General features: G+C 61.8%; 12 protein-coding genes. 9 read left to right on the top strand and 3 right to left on the bottom strand.

Features of this window, described 5'->3' with window-relative positions:
* Position 1 precedes the first annotated feature (1 nt).
* Positions 2 to 568, top strand: coding sequence for a 16S rRNA (guanine(966)-N(2))-methyltransferase RsmD (gene rsmD / locus JTP94_RS07800; RefSeq protein ID WP_204849959.1), 567 nt, complete (start codon positions 2 to 4; stop codon positions 566 to 568).
* An 18-nt stretch (positions 569 to 586) separates the two neighbouring features.
* Complete coding sequence (locus JTP94_RS07805; RefSeq protein WP_204849960.1) at positions 587 to 1,453, top strand: patatin-like phospholipase family protein; 867 nt, start codon at positions 587 to 589, stop codon at positions 1,451 to 1,453.
* Here JTP94_RS07805 and JTP94_RS07810 read toward each other — a convergent pair.
* Positions 1,450 to 3,270, bottom strand: a complete 1,821-nt coding sequence (locus JTP94_RS07810; protein WP_204849961.1) for a monovalent cation:proton antiporter-2 (CPA2) family protein — start codon at positions 3,268 to 3,270, stop codon at positions 1,450 to 1,452. The two genes, JTP94_RS07805 and JTP94_RS07810, sit on opposite strands and share 4 nt — an antisense overlap.
* Positions 3,271 to 3,420: 150 nt before the next feature.
* Between JTP94_RS07810 and JTP94_RS07815 the strand changes: the two genes are divergently transcribed.
* The 6 genes from JTP94_RS07815 to lpxK all read left to right on the top strand — a co-directional run bounded on the left by JTP94_RS07815 (position 3,421) and on the right by lpxK (position 9,295).
* Entirely contained in the window at positions 3,421 to 4,773 is a 1,353-nt protein-coding gene (locus tag JTP94_RS07815; RefSeq protein ID WP_204849962.1) for a TldD/PmbA family protein, read from the top strand.
* A 27-nt stretch (positions 4,774 to 4,800) separates the two neighbouring features.
* A complete protein-coding gene (locus JTP94_RS07820) occupies positions 4,801 to 5,610 on the top strand; it encodes a 3'(2'),5'-bisphosphate nucleotidase CysQ (protein WP_204849963.1) in 810 nt (269 codons plus the stop codon).
* A 61-nt stretch (positions 5,611 to 5,671) separates the two neighbouring features.
* Complete coding sequence (locus tag JTP94_RS07825; protein ID WP_034508466.1) at positions 5,672 to 5,917, top strand: DUF4170 domain-containing protein; 246 nt, start codon at positions 5,672 to 5,674, stop codon at positions 5,915 to 5,917.
* 180 nt (positions 5,918 to 6,097) lie between these two features.
* The gene (gene waaA, locus JTP94_RS07830; RefSeq protein WP_204849964.1) at positions 6,098 to 7,417 is read left to right on the top strand and encodes a lipid IV(A) 3-deoxy-D-manno-octulosonic acid transferase; all 1,320 of its coding nucleotides are present in this window, start codon (positions 6,098 to 6,100) and stop codon (positions 7,415 to 7,417) included.
* Positions 7,418 to 7,429: 12 nt separating this feature from the next.
* Positions 7,430 to 8,161 (top strand): HAD family hydrolase, encoded by a 732-nt coding sequence (locus JTP94_RS07835; RefSeq protein ID WP_204849965.1) that lies wholly within the window; start codon positions 7,430 to 7,432, stop codon positions 8,159 to 8,161.
* Positions 8,162 to 8,245: 84 nt separating this feature from the next.
* A complete protein-coding gene (gene lpxK / locus JTP94_RS07840; protein ID WP_204849966.1) occupies positions 8,246 to 9,295 on the top strand; it encodes a tetraacyldisaccharide 4'-kinase in 1,050 nt (349 codons plus the stop codon).
* Positions 9,296 to 9,331: 36 nt separating this feature from the next.
* Here lpxK and JTP94_RS07845 read toward each other — a convergent pair whose 3' ends face one another.
* Complete coding sequence (locus JTP94_RS07845) at positions 9,332 to 9,562, bottom strand: DUF2093 domain-containing protein (protein ID WP_047560846.1); 231 nt, start codon at positions 9,560 to 9,562, stop codon at positions 9,332 to 9,334.
* Positions 9,563 to 9,645: 83 nt separating this feature from the next.
* Entirely contained in the window at positions 9,646 to 11,478 is a 1,833-nt protein-coding gene (gene mutL, locus JTP94_RS07850; protein ID WP_204849967.1) for a DNA mismatch repair endonuclease MutL, read from the bottom strand.
* A gap of 345 nt (positions 11,479 to 11,823) precedes the next feature.
* Between mutL and JTP94_RS07855 the strand changes: the two genes are divergently transcribed.
* Positions 11,824 to 13,560, top strand: coding sequence for a response regulator (locus JTP94_RS07855; RefSeq protein WP_204849968.1), 1,737 nt, complete (start codon positions 11,824 to 11,826; stop codon positions 13,558 to 13,560).
* Positions 13,561 to 13,565 lie beyond the last annotated feature (5 nt).

Genomic DNA, 13,565 nt, shown 5'->3' on the forward strand with positions numbered 1-13,565 from the left:
GGTGAGGATCGTCGGCGGTGAGTTTCGCGGTCGCTCGCTTGCAACGCCGAAGTCGAACGATATTCGTCCGACGGCGGATCGCACGCGCGAGAGCCTGTTCAATATTCTGAGCCATGCCTATCCCGAAGCCATGGACGGCACGCGGATGATGGATATTTTCGCCGGCACCGGCGCAGTCGGGCTGGAAGCGGCATCCCGCGGCTGCCGCCATGTGCTTTTCGTCGAAAGCAGTGTCGAGGGCCGTGGCCTGCTCTGGGAAAATATCGATGCGCTCGGCCTGCACGGCCGCACGCGCATGCTGAGGCGCGATGCGACGGATCTCGGCAGCGTCGGTAACCTCGAACCTTTCGATTTTCTCTTCGCCGATCCACCCTACGGCAAGGGGATGGGCGAGAAGGCCTTTGCGGCCGCTGCCGCCGGCGGCTGGCTCGTGCCGGGCGCCCTGGCTATCCTCGAAGAACGGGCAGACGTTACGGTTGCCGTACCGTCGGATTTCCTGTTTTTGGAGGAGCGGACCTTCGGCGACAGCAAGATGCATTTCTTCCGTTATCAGCCACAGGCGGCCTAACGGGGGAAGGAGAGAAAGATGGGCGACTACGCTGATTTCGTCGGCAGCGACTATACGCTTGCTGTCTCCAGCACGCCGAGCGTGGCAGTTGCCTTCGGCTGCGGCGGTGCGCGCGGTCTCGCCCATATCCATATCATCGAGGCGCTGGACGAACTCGGCATTCGCCCGGTCGCGATCGCCGGGGCTTCCATCGGTTCGATCATGGGCGCGGCCATGGCGGTCGGCATGAGCGGCGCCGAGATCCGCGATCATACGCTCGCAACGGTCGGCAATCGCCCTGCCGTGCTCAACAAGATCTGGAGTCTGCGGCCGGTAAACATGCGCAGCATCCGCTTCGGTCAGTTCAATCTCGAACGCATCCTGCGCACTTTCCTGCCGACCACCTTTCCTGAGAGTTTTGCGGATTTGCACATACCGCTGAAAGTCGTGACGACGGATTATTACGAGCAGGCCGAGGTGGTGATCGAGAAGGGCGAGCTTTTTCCGGTTCTTGCCGCATCCGCCGCCATCCCTGCCGTTTTCATGCCGGTCAAACTCGGCGAACGGGTGATGATCGACGGCGGCATCATGAACCCGGTTCCCTATGAGCATCTGGCCGGGCTTGCCGATATCATCATCGGCATCGACGTCGTCGGCGGCCCGGAAGGCAATGGCAGGCATATTCCGAACCGCATCGAAAGCCTGTTCGGCGCCGGCCAGCTTACCATGCAGTCCAACATCGCCCTGAAGCTCCGCCTGCAGGCACCGCAAATCTTCCTGCGACCGGCCGTCGGCCGCACCGGCGTACTGGACTTCCTGAAGGCGCGCGAGATTCTCGCGATGTCCGCCGGCGTCAAGGACGAACTGAAATTCGCCCTCGACCGGGTGATAACAGCGAAGAACTAAGCCCGCTCCGGCTCCTCCTGCGGCAGCGCCACGAGATCGTCGGCGTCGCTGTACGTGTCGGCCGTGCGCTTGGGCTTGATAAGCGGCTCCGGCTTGACCGGGCGCGAATAGAGCATGTCGCGGCCGGCTTGCAGCCCTTCGCTCACCTGCAGAATCAACCGTTGCTCGTCGCGCTTGCGGATATCCTCGCCGATCTCATAGGCTTCGGCTTCGCTGACGCCAAGCGCTTCCAGCGTGCGCCGGCCGAAGAGCAGACCGGATTCAAGCGTCTCGCGCAGCTCGTAATCCACGCCCTTGTGGCGCAGTTCGATCGAATGAACGCGGTCATAGGAGCGGACGAAGATGCTCGCATGCGGATAGTCCGTCTGGACGAGTTCGACGATCTTGTCGGTAACCTCGCGCAGATGCGTGCTGACGACGACGATCTTGGCGCGATCGATGCCGGCGGAGCGCAGCACCTCCTTACGGGTGCCGTCGCCAAAATAGATGCGGAAACCGAAGCTCGACGCCTGGCGGATACGATCTGCGGAAAAGTCGATGACGGTCACGTCCCGGCCGCTGGCGAGCAGGATCTGCGCGGCGATCTGGCCGAAACGTGAAAAGCCGATCATCAGCACGTCAGAACCGGCGCCCTCGAAATCCTCGTCGAGTTCCTCCTGCGTATCCGCCGTCATCAGGCGTTTCGAAAGCGCCGCGCTGAGCGGCGTCAGTGCCATCGACAGCGTGACAATGGCGATCAGCATCGATGCGGTGCTGGCCGAGAAGAGGCCGCCGCTGGCGCTGGCCGCGCTGAACAGCACGAAGCCGAATTCACCGCCTTGCGGCAGCAGACCGGCGATGCGGACGGCGTCGTTATGCGGCGAGCCGGCCACACGGCAGAGCGCGTAAATCACGATTGCCTTGACGATCATGACGACGGGGACGGCAAGCAGGATCAGCACCCAGTTGTCGACGATCACGTCGAGTTTCAGCGACAGGCCGACAGCAATGAAGAAAATGGCGAGCAGCACGCCGCGGAAGGGCTCGATATCGGCTTCCAGCTCGTGACGGTAGGAGGATTCGGCCAGCATCACGCCGGAGAGAAAAGCGCCCATTGCCATCGAGAGGCCGGCAAGCTGCATCAAGGTCGCCGATCCCATGACGACCAGGAGGGCGGCGGCAATCATCGCCTCGCGTGCGCCGGTGCGGGCGATCACCTGGAACAGCGGCGTCAGCAGATAGCGACCGGCGATGATCATCGCCGCCACCGCGCCGACGGCGACCGCAAGATCGGGCAGGGGATTGGTGGCCTCCTTCGGCCCGTCGAGAACGGTGACGAGCGCAAGCAGCGGCACGATCGCCAGATCCTGCAGCAGCAGCATGGAGAAGGAGCGCTGGCCGTACTTCGTGTTGACGTCGCCCTGCTGCTCCAGGATCTGCATCGCGAAGGCGGTAGAGGAGAGCGCGAGGCCGAAGCCGATGATGATGCTGCCCTGCCAGCCGGCAATATTGCTGAGATAAGCGGCAAGAGTCAGCGCCAGTCCGCTCAGGATCACCTGCGCGGAGCCGAGGCCGAAAATATCGCGTCGCATCTGCCACAGCCGCGATGGCTTCAGTTCGAGGCCGATGATGAACAACAGGAAGACGACGCCCAGCTCCGCGACGGCGAGCACGGCTTCGCTGTCGCCGATACCGTGCAGGATCGGGCCGATCACCACGCCGGCCGCCAGATAGCCGAGCACTGTGCCCAGCCCCAGTTTCTTGAAGATCGGCGCCGTAACGACAGCGCCTCCGAGCAGCATCAGGGTTTCGGTGAAAAGGCTATTGGGGGCGGACATCGTCTGTTTCTTTCCGTAGGGCAGGCGGTGTTGCGACACATGACCATGATAAACAGCCATGCGTGAAGGGTTTAGAACAAGAATCGGCTTTGCCGCCCTTGATGCTTTATGTAGTGCACAATAAATGGAACGCGAATGAAAGGCCAAATCATGTCTTCTGAAATCGATTCCGCCGCTCTGCTTTCCCGTGCCAGCCAGTTGATCGATCTAGCCCGGAAAGCCGGGGCGGATGCGGCCGATGCCGTCGTCGTGCGATCGCGAGCCCAGTCCGTCAGCGTTCGCCTCGGCCAGGTCGAGGGCACTGAGTCCTCCGAAAGCGATGATTTCTCGCTGAGGGTCTTCGTCGGTAACCGTGTCGCCAGCGTTTCCGCCAATCCTGGTTTCGATCTGCAGGCGCTTGCCGAGCGCGCCGTGGCAATGGCCAAGGTATCGCCGGAAGATCCTTTTGCCTGCCTTGCCGACGAAGCCGACCTTGCCAAGAGCTACCCCGATCTCGAACTCTTCGATCCCACAGAGGTTTCCTCCGCCGAATTGCGGGAAGCAGCGCTTGCGATGGAAGCTGCGGCGCTCGCCGTGCCCGGCGTCAGCAATTCCGTGGGCGGGTCTGCGTCCGCCGGCATGGGCGGCCTGGTTCTCGTCACCTCGCATGGCTTCGCCGGCCACTATATGGGATCGCGCTTCGGCCGCTCCGTCAGCGTGATTGCCGGCGAGGGCACCGGCATGGAGCGCGACTACGATTTCGACAGCCGTCTCTATTTCGCCGAGCTGGATACGGCCGAGGAGATCGGACGCCGCGCCGGCGACCGTGTCGTCAAGCGCATCAATCCGCGTCAGGTGCCGACGGATAAGAACGTCACCGTCGTTTTCGATCCGCGCGTCGCGCGCGGTTTCGTCGGCCATATCGCCGGCGCGATCAACGGCGCCTCCGTTGCCCGAAAGACCAGCTTCCTGCGCGACAAGATGGGCCAGCAGGTCTTGAAGGCCGGTCTGTCGATCACGGACGATCCGCTGATCGTGCGCGGCCCGGCTTCGCGGCCCTTCGACGGCGAAGGTGTCTCCGGCAAGCGGCTCGTCATGATCGAGGACGGCGTGCTGAAATCCTGGTTCCTCTCCACCTCAGCCGCGCGCGAGATCGGCGGCGGCCTCAAGACCAACGGCCGCGGCGTTCGCGGCGGCACGACGGTATCCCCGTCCTCCACCAATCTGGCGCTGGAACCGGGCGATATCTCCCCGGAGGAGCTGATCCGCAGTGTCGGAACCGGTTTCTACGTCACCGAACTCATCGGTCAGGGCGTCAACATGATCACCGGCGAGTACAGCCGCGGCGCCACGGGCTTCTGGATCGAGAATGGGGAGTTGACCTTCCCGGTTTCGGAGGTGACGATTGCCTCCAACCTGAAGGACATGTTCATGCGCGTAACGCAGGCCAACGATATCGACCGCGATTTCGGCGTCGCCGCCCCAACGCTCGCCATCGAAGGCATGACGCTGGCCGGACGCTGAGGAGTAAGTCGAGATTGGAACCTGTGAATGAGCGATAGCCAGAAGGCCGGCCAGCTGAGCGATGTGGACCTGATTGTCGAGGCCGCGCTCGAGGCAGGCAGGATCGCTCTCGGTTTCTTCCGGCAATCGCCGGAGGTCTGGTGGAAGAATGGCGGTCAGTCTCCGGTGAGCGCCGCCGATTTTGCCGCCAATGAAAGCCTTGCCGCTATCCTGCGTTCGGCGCGCCCCGGCTATGGCTGGCTTTCGGAGGAGACCGATGATGACGCCGATCGGCTGTCGCATCAAACCGTCTTCGTCGTCGACCCGATCGACGGCACCAGGGGCTTCCTTGCGGGATCGGACTTGTGGTGCGTCAGCGTCGCCGTCGTCACCGATGGTCGCCCGGTAGCGGGGGTTCTGTACGCGCCTTCCCTGGATGAGCTGTTCGTGGCGACCGCCGGAGGCGCGGCGTCGAAGAACGGCAAGCCGATCCATGTCTCTCAAAGATTGGGCGACGATCCTCATCGGTTGGCGACTGGCGAAGACATGCTTAGCGGATTCGATCCGGATTTCCGCAAGACGGTCGAACGGGTAAAACACATCCCCTCGCTTGCCTATCGTCTTGCCATGGTTGCGGACGGTCGCCTGGAAGGGACGATCGTCAAGCGCAATTCCCACGACTGGGATCTGGCAGCCGCCGACCTCATTCTGGAGCAGGCCGGCGGCGCGCTCGTCGATCTCTCGGGCAATGCGCTGCGTTACAATCGCGCCGAGGTATCGCATGAGGAGCTTTGCGGCGCGCCGGCATCGCAGCTTCCTGAATTTCTCCGCCAGCTTTCGCACAGGCGAGACGGTTGACCTTTTGGTCAAAATCCCGCAGATGAAGGGCGGAGGGGGACGAGAGTAGAAAGAGACGAAAATGACTGATACCAGCGGCAAAAAGCAGCTCCTGCACCTAGTCTTCGGTGGTGAATTGGAAAACCTCGAAGAGGTCCAGTTCCGCAACCTCAACGAACTCGATATCGTCGGCATGTATCCCGATTATGCGAGTGCCTTGACGGCGTGGAAATCCAAGGCGCAGCAGACTGTCGACAACGCCCACATGCGTTATTTCATCGTCCATTTGCATCGTCTGCTCGATCCGCAGGAAAAAGCGGCATCTTGAGGCCGTCTCATACCGAAATTTGCATTTGATATTTCCCTCCGATGAGGCGTTATCGCTTTAAATCCGGCCGTGAAACAGTATCTTTGACACAATAAGAACGAAAAATCGGCCGTTTATTCGGCCGTTTGATAATTGGGATTTGGCATCGATGATGATCAGCTGGGATAGGAGTCGATCGAGATGAGCAGCCTCAGGGCGCGCTTTGCCTTGAGCGCCTATCGTTTTGGCGGGATCGCTGTCTATCCGTTCATCGGGCCTTACCTCGCGGTTCGTGCCGCGAAGGGCAAGGAGGATGGTACCCGCAAGCTGGAGCGCTCCGGCTATGCAAGCGCCAACCGCCCGCAAGGGCCGCTGATCTGGTTCCATGCCGCAAGCGTCGGCGAGACCTCGGCGGTCATCCCGCTGATCCGCGAAATCCGTCGCCGCGACATTCACGTCATTCTGACGACCGGCACGATCACCTCGGCCAAGGTGGCGCATGAGCGTCTCGGCGAGGAAGTCATTCATCAATATGTACCTCTCGATCTCAAGCCCGCGATCAGGCGCTTCCTCGACTATTGGCAGCCCGATTGCGCGATTTTCGCCGAATCCGAGATCTGGCCGACGACCATCACCGAGCTCGGTCGCCGGCGCATCCCGCAGATCCTCGTCAATGCCCGCATGTCGGACCGCTCCTATGCCCGCTGGAGCAAGCATCCCTCGCTTGCCGAAGCGCTGTTTGAAAATCTCGCTTTGGTCGTTGCCCAGTCCGATCTCGATGCCGAGCGCTTCCGCGATCTCGGCGCCTTGCAGGTGACCAGATCGGGCAATCTCAAGGTGGATACCGACGCACCGTCCTACGATGCGCCAACGCTTGCCGGCTACATGAAGCAGATCGGCGGCCGCAAGACCTGGGCCGCGGTCTCGACCTTCGAGGGCGAGGAGGGCGCTGCAGCCTCCGTCCACAAGATGCTGAAGGAGCATAACGGCCAGCTCACCATCATCGTGCCACGCCATCCCGAGCGCTCAGATGCGATCGAGGCGATGCTCGTAGAGCAGGGCTTGAAGGTGGCGCGCCGCACCCGCAACAATATACTGTCATCCGATGTGGATGTTTTCCTCGGCGATACGATCGGCGAGATGGGGCTTTATCTGCGCATGACCGAAGTTGCCTTCATGGGCAAATCGCTGTTCAACGAGGGCGGCCAGAATCCGCTCGAGCCCGCGATGCTCGGCTGCGCGATCCTGACCGGTGGCCATGTTCAGAATTTCCGCGATGCCTATCAGGTGCTCGCCCGTCGCGGCAGTGCCCGCATGGTGCGCGACACGGAGATGTTGGCGCGCGGCGTGCATTATTTGCTGACCAACGACACGGCGCGCCGCGGTATGATCGATGCCGGTTTCGTGGCCGTGCATGATATGCGCGGAGCACTGGCAGCAACGATCAAGGGGCTCGAGCCCTATATCAATCCGCTTACGGTGAAGGCGCGGCTGCTGCCGAAGACGATTGCGAACGGTTAAGAAGGGAAGGGCATGGCGGCGGTCAAGCTGGGAGCGATTGCGGGCATTCTTTTCGACAAGGACGGCACGCTGCTCGACTATGACGCGAGCTGGTTGCCGGTTAATCGCGAGCTAGCGAGAATTGCCGCGCAAGGCGATGCCGCCCTCGCGGATCATCTGCTTTCCGCATGCGGCATGGATCCCAAAACAGGCCATATCGTGCCGGACAGCCTGCTGGCAGCAGGCAATACACGGCAGATTTCCGAAGGGCTCGTGGCGGCCGGCTCGAAAGTTGATGTGTCGGAGCTGATAGAGAAGCTTGACGCACTCTTTGCGCATGCGGCGGATTTTTCCTCGCCAGTCACCGATCTCGCCGGCTTTTTCCGCCGACTGCATGAGCGGGGCTACAAGCTCGGGGTCGCCTCCAGCGACAACGAACGCTCCATTCGCCAGACCGCCCGCCGCTTCGGTTTCATCGACTATCTCGATTACATCGCCGGCTACGACAGCGGTTTCGGCACCAAGCCGGAGCCGGGCATGGTGCTCGGCTTCTATGCGGCAACCGGTCTTTCGCCAGCACAGGTCGCCGTTGTCGGCGACAACAATCACGATCTCCACATGGGGCGCAACGCCAGCGTGGGCCTGACTGTTGCCGTGTTGACGGGGACCGGCTCGCGCGAGACGCTGACGGCCGCATCTGACTATTGCCTCAACGACATTACAGAACTGGAGAGCCTGCTCATGCCGGTTGCTCAGTCGGCGTGATCTTGTCAAAGGCTTGCTTTTTCACCCGATTTGCCCTTTCCTGCCGCCTTGCTGAAGGCACAAGGGTGAGGCTGGATTAGACGCATGGTATCGGAAGCACCACCTTTCTGGTGGCGAAAACCGGATTGGCGTGCCTGGGGGCTCTCACCCTTCTCATTCCTGTATGGCCGCATTGCCGGGCACCGCATGGTGAATGGCCTTCGTGCCTCCGTGCCGGTACCGGTCATTTGCGTCGGCAACTTCACGGTCGGCGGGGCCGGCAAGACGCCGACGGCGCTCGCTCTGGCCAAGGTTGCAAAAGCCAGGGGCCTGACGCCGGGCTTTCTGAGCCGGGGCTTTGGCGGATCGCTCGATGTGACGACTGTGGTCGATCCCAAGCATCATCATGCCACGGCTGTCGGCGATGAGCCGCTGCTGCTTGCCCGCGAGGCGCTGACGGTCATCGCACGCCGCCGTGCCGACGGCGCGGAGCGGCTTGTGCGTGAAGGCGCCGATCTCATCATCATGGATGACGGTTTCCAGAGCGCGCATCTCGCCATCGACTATGCGCTTGTCGTGATCGATGCCGGCAGAGGCATCGGCAACGGCCATCTCGTTCCCGGCGGTCCCGTGCGCGCGCCGTTGCGCACGCAGCTTCTCTATGCATCCGCTTTGTTGAAGGTCGGCGATGGCAATGCCGCGGATCGCATCGTTCGGCTTGCCGCGCGGGCCGGAAAGCCTTTCTTCGCCGCCTCCGTTAGGGTGCGCGGCCAGGAGGATCTGCGCGGCCGCAATGTGCTCGCCTTCGCCGGCATCGCCGACCCAAGCAAATTCTTCCGCACGGTCGAGACGCTTGGCGCAAATATCGCAGTGACCCGCACTTTTGGCGATCATGAGCATCCGAGCGAGGACGAGGTTTCCGATATTCTCGACATTGCGTCCCGCGAGGATCTGGAGATCGTCACGACATCAAAGGATTACGTTCGCCTGATCGGCCATCACGGCCGCGCCGATGAGCTGCTCGAGCGTTGCCGCGTCATCGAGATCGATATGGTCTTCGACGATCCGCACGCTCCGGAGCTGATCATCGAGAGGGCGATCGCGACAGCTCGCGAACGGCGTTTACGGGAAGGAAGGATCGGCAAAAGCGGCTAAAGCTGTCGGCCTGTGCCAGGGCACAAGCCAAGATACTCAGCGTTTCTGGTTGGGAAGCGCGCCGGCCCGCTTTTCGGCCTCCAGCGAGGACATCACGTCGGCATAAGGTTCCTGCCGGGCAACGCTCCAGTAGCGCAGCTCATCGAGCGCGATGCGCTGGCCGGTCATGGCGCAGATGACGTAGGAGCCCGGCATCAGGATCTGGAAATCGCCGTCGAGGTAGCGAACTTTCGCCTCGCGGTTTCCATGTCCCTCGAAAAGATTCATCTGCCAGCGTCCTCGATCTCTGTCACCTGTTTGCCATACCGCGCCGGACGGGACTTTTCCAGTCCTTTCGAAACTGGGCGTCTTCAGCTGCGTCCGAAGAGCCGTTCGATGTCCGAGAGCTTCAGCTCTATATAGGTCGGCCGGCCGTGATTGCACTGGCCCGAGCCCGGCGTCGCTTCCATCTGGCGCAGCAGCGCGTTCATCTCCTCCGGCCGCAGCCGCCGCCCTGAGCGTACCGAACCGTGGCAGGCCATGGTCGCGGCCACATATTCCAGCTTGGCGGCAAGCCCGGAGGCCGTATCCCACTCGGCGATCTCATCGGCCAACTGCCGGATCAGGCCCTGCGCATCGACCTCGCCAAGCATGGCCGGCGTCTCCCGCACGGCAATTGCGCCAGGACCGAAGCGCTCCACGGCAAGGCCAAGCTCGCCAAACTCTTCGGCAAACACCATCAACCGGTCGCAATCCTCTTCCGGCAGGTCGACGATCTCGGGGATCAGCAGGACCTGCGAGGACAGCCGCTTCGAGTGCAGGGCCTTGCGCATCGCTTCGAACACCAGCCGTTCATGCGCCGCATGCTGATCGACGATGACAAGGCCGTTATCGGTCTGGGCGACGATATAGTTCTCGTGCAACTGGGCGCGGGCCGCCCCGAGCGGAAAGCGGGCTGGCTCCTCGGCGCGCACCGGCTCGATCGGCGGAGAGGCCTCGGCGCGGGCAGTGGGCATGACAAGCCCGTCGAAGGCAGCTTGAGGTCTTTCCGTGAAACCGTATCCTCCCGCTGTCGCGGTCCTCTCATAAGGGCGTGATGGCGATGCTTCTGGCGTCCAAGGAGCGGCCGCAGGCGATGGCCGCCATCCCGGCTGGAAACCTGAGCGGCCGGCGCTGAAGGCGCGCAGCATGCCGTCGGCGCCCGTTGTCGCGGCACGATCGCCCTCCCGGGCCAGCGCCTCGCGGATCGCGCCGACGATCAGGCCACGCACGAGGCCGGGATCGCGGAAGCGCACATCGGATTTCGCCGGATGCACATTGACGTCCACAAGCGCCGGGTCAACCGTCAGCGAGAGGACGGCGACGGGGTAGCGGCCGGAGGGAATGGTCTCGGCATAAGCGCCGCGGATCGCCGACAGGATCAGCTTGTCCTGCACCGGCCTGCCGTTGACGAAGGCATATTGGTGTGCCGAGTTGCCGCGATTGAACGTGGGAACGCCGGCAAAGCCGGTGAGGCTCACATCCTCGCGCACCGCGTCGAGCGCGATGGCATTGTCCTTGAAGTCGCTGCCGAGGATCTGCGCCATGCGGGCGAGATGGTCGTCGCCAGTTGCGGGAAATTCAAGCGTCGAGCGGTCGCTGCCCGACAGCACGAAGCGCACACGCGGAAAGGCGATTGCCATGCGTTTGACGACTTCGGTGATCGCCGCCGCCTCCGCCCTCTCGGTCTTCAGGAATTTGAGGCGTGCGGGCGTCGCAAAGAACAGGTCGCGCACCTCGACGATCGTACCGGGATTGGCCGCCGCGGGGCGCAGATGCAGCACCTTGCCGCCGGCAACAGCGATCTCCGTGCCGCCGGCCGCACCCGTCCTGCGGCTGGCGATCGACAGCCTTGCCACGGAAGCGATGGAGGGCAGGGCCTCGCCCCGAAAGCCGAGAGTGCGAATATCCTCCAGCGTATCCGAGATTTTCGAAGTGCAGTGGCGCCTGACTGCAAGTTCGAGATCGGCCTCTTCCATGCCTGAGCCGTTGTCGGTTACCCTCAGCAGCGCCTTGCCGCCACCAGCCGTGGCAATCTCGACGCGCGTCGCGCCGGCATCCAGCGCATTCTCGATCAACTCCTTGGCGGCACTTGCTGGCCGCTCGATGACTTCGCCCGCGGCGATCTGGTTGATCAGTGTTTCGGAAAGTTGCTTGATGGCCATGGCTTCATTCTCGTGGATTCGCGTGAGCCTGGAAAGAGGAAAGGCGATCCTCCTGTCATCATCCACCCGTTTCCATCAGGGGCTTTGTTAAAAAATTTAATCAATGTTTAAGGGAATAATGACAGGTTGCGTGACAAGAAGCTTGAAATGACTACAGGTGGCGCGCTCCGTGCACGCTGAAGGCTCTTGATGGCAGGTTGGTGGCCGTCAACTCCCATGAGCCAGGTTCCATCTGTTTCAAGTGCCCAGGCCAGCATGATATTTTCATAAATTTGCCTGGCGGAGTGAATGTCGCTCTGTCGATTTTTCGTGCTGTGAAACTGGTTGGGTGTAGGGATCGGACGAATGACTGCCGGAATTGAAAAGGCAGCCTTGGCAATGATGACTGAAGATGCGCTTTCCGGCGGCAATCTGCAGGCAATGCTCTTTGATGCCCTCTGTGACGGACTTTCCAGCTCCCTCTTCGCCTACGACAAGAACGATCTGCTGCTGTTCGCCAGCCGTCAGGTCCTGAACTTCTTTCCGATCCAACCGGAATTCCTGCGACCCTCGACGCGACTGCGCGACTTCCTGGGCGCCGTCTTCGACACAGGCGTACGGCCTCTGGGCGGCGGCCATGCCAAGTCTTCGGCCAACCGCGACGACTGGATCTCGCAGTGCATCGCCTCGCACTGGCGCGAGCGGTTTGAGACGACCGAACATTTTTCGGATGACCGCTGGGTTCGCATCATCAAGCGCCGGCTGCCGTCTGGCATTGGCGTCTGCATCGTCTCCGATATTTCCGAAGTGAAGAAACGCGAGGAGCAGTGGCGCATCGACATGGAGCGCGTACAGCTTACCGAGGACATCCTCGACAACCTGCCGTTTCCGCTTTTCGTCAAGGACCAGAACCTGGTCTATGTCGCTGTCAACAGGGCGTTCTGCGATAAATACCAGGCCGCGGCCGACGAGATGCTGGGTCGCAAGGGCACCGATCTCTTCTCCACCGATCTTGCCAATCGCTTTCATGAGAGCGACCGACATGTCATCGAAACCGGCGAGATGTCGATCTCGCGGCAGCGCCAGATTGCCCGAGACGGCGTCGAGCGCGATATCGTCACGCGCAAGCAGCGCATCGGCAAACCCGGCCGTTACTTCCTCGTGGGCACCATGCAGGATCTGCCGAAAGACGGAGGCGATTTCGATGAATTCGCCCATGCTTCGCAGATCAGGGAGAACAACGACCGCTCCTATCGGCGCGCCTATGTTCCCATGGCTGCTTTACAAACCATTTCGCGCCGTCCGGCTGCCATGGAGACCTTCGTCCCGGAGAATTTCAGTGGCCGCAAGATTCTGGTCGTCACATCAGATTTTGCCGCGGAGACGGCCGCGCTGAAAACGCTCGGGAATTACGGCTTCGAGGCATGTGTCGTTCATAATGAGAACGAAGAGGCGGCGTTTCTGGATGTGGCAAGCGCGCACGGCGTCAAGATCGATCTTGTGATCGTCGACAATCAGCTCGGCAAGCGCGGCATCGAACTGGCCGAGCGGCAGAACGTAGCCGCCCTGTCCCTCGATGGTTCGCAACTCTCTACCGAGCTTACGTTTCTGATCGCACGTCATTTCAATCGGAATATTCGTGGCGAGCTTGGAGACATTTCGGAGCCGGGGATAGTACAGGAATGGCGGGTCGCCGCCGGCGAAAGCCGCAGCATCCAGATACTCGTCGCCGAAGACAATGATATAAATCAGATCGTCTTTTCGCAGATTCTCGAAGGCCTCGGCTACACCTATGCAATTGCCGCGAGCGGCGATGAGGCAGCGCGAATGTGGAGCGAGCACCGCCCCGAACTGATCCTTATGGATATTTCGCTGCCGGGCCTCAACGGCTTCGAGGCGGCGCGCCTGATCCGTGGCGCGGAAAAGGGCAGCGGATCGCATACGCCGATCATCGGTGTGCTGACCCAGGCTTTCGAGCGCGATCGCAAGGAATGCGGCGAGGCCGGCATGGATGACGTCATCCTGAAGCCGGTCAGCCCTGATATCATCGAGACGGTATTCCAGAAGCACCTGCGCGGCGCCGCCAAAGCGAAAAACAGATAAGTATC

It is taken from the genome of Martinezella lusitana (genome assembly GCF_016901135.1).
Taxonomy (GTDB): Bacteria; Pseudomonadota; Alphaproteobacteria; order Rhizobiales; family Rhizobiaceae; genus Rhizobium; species Rhizobium lusitanum_D.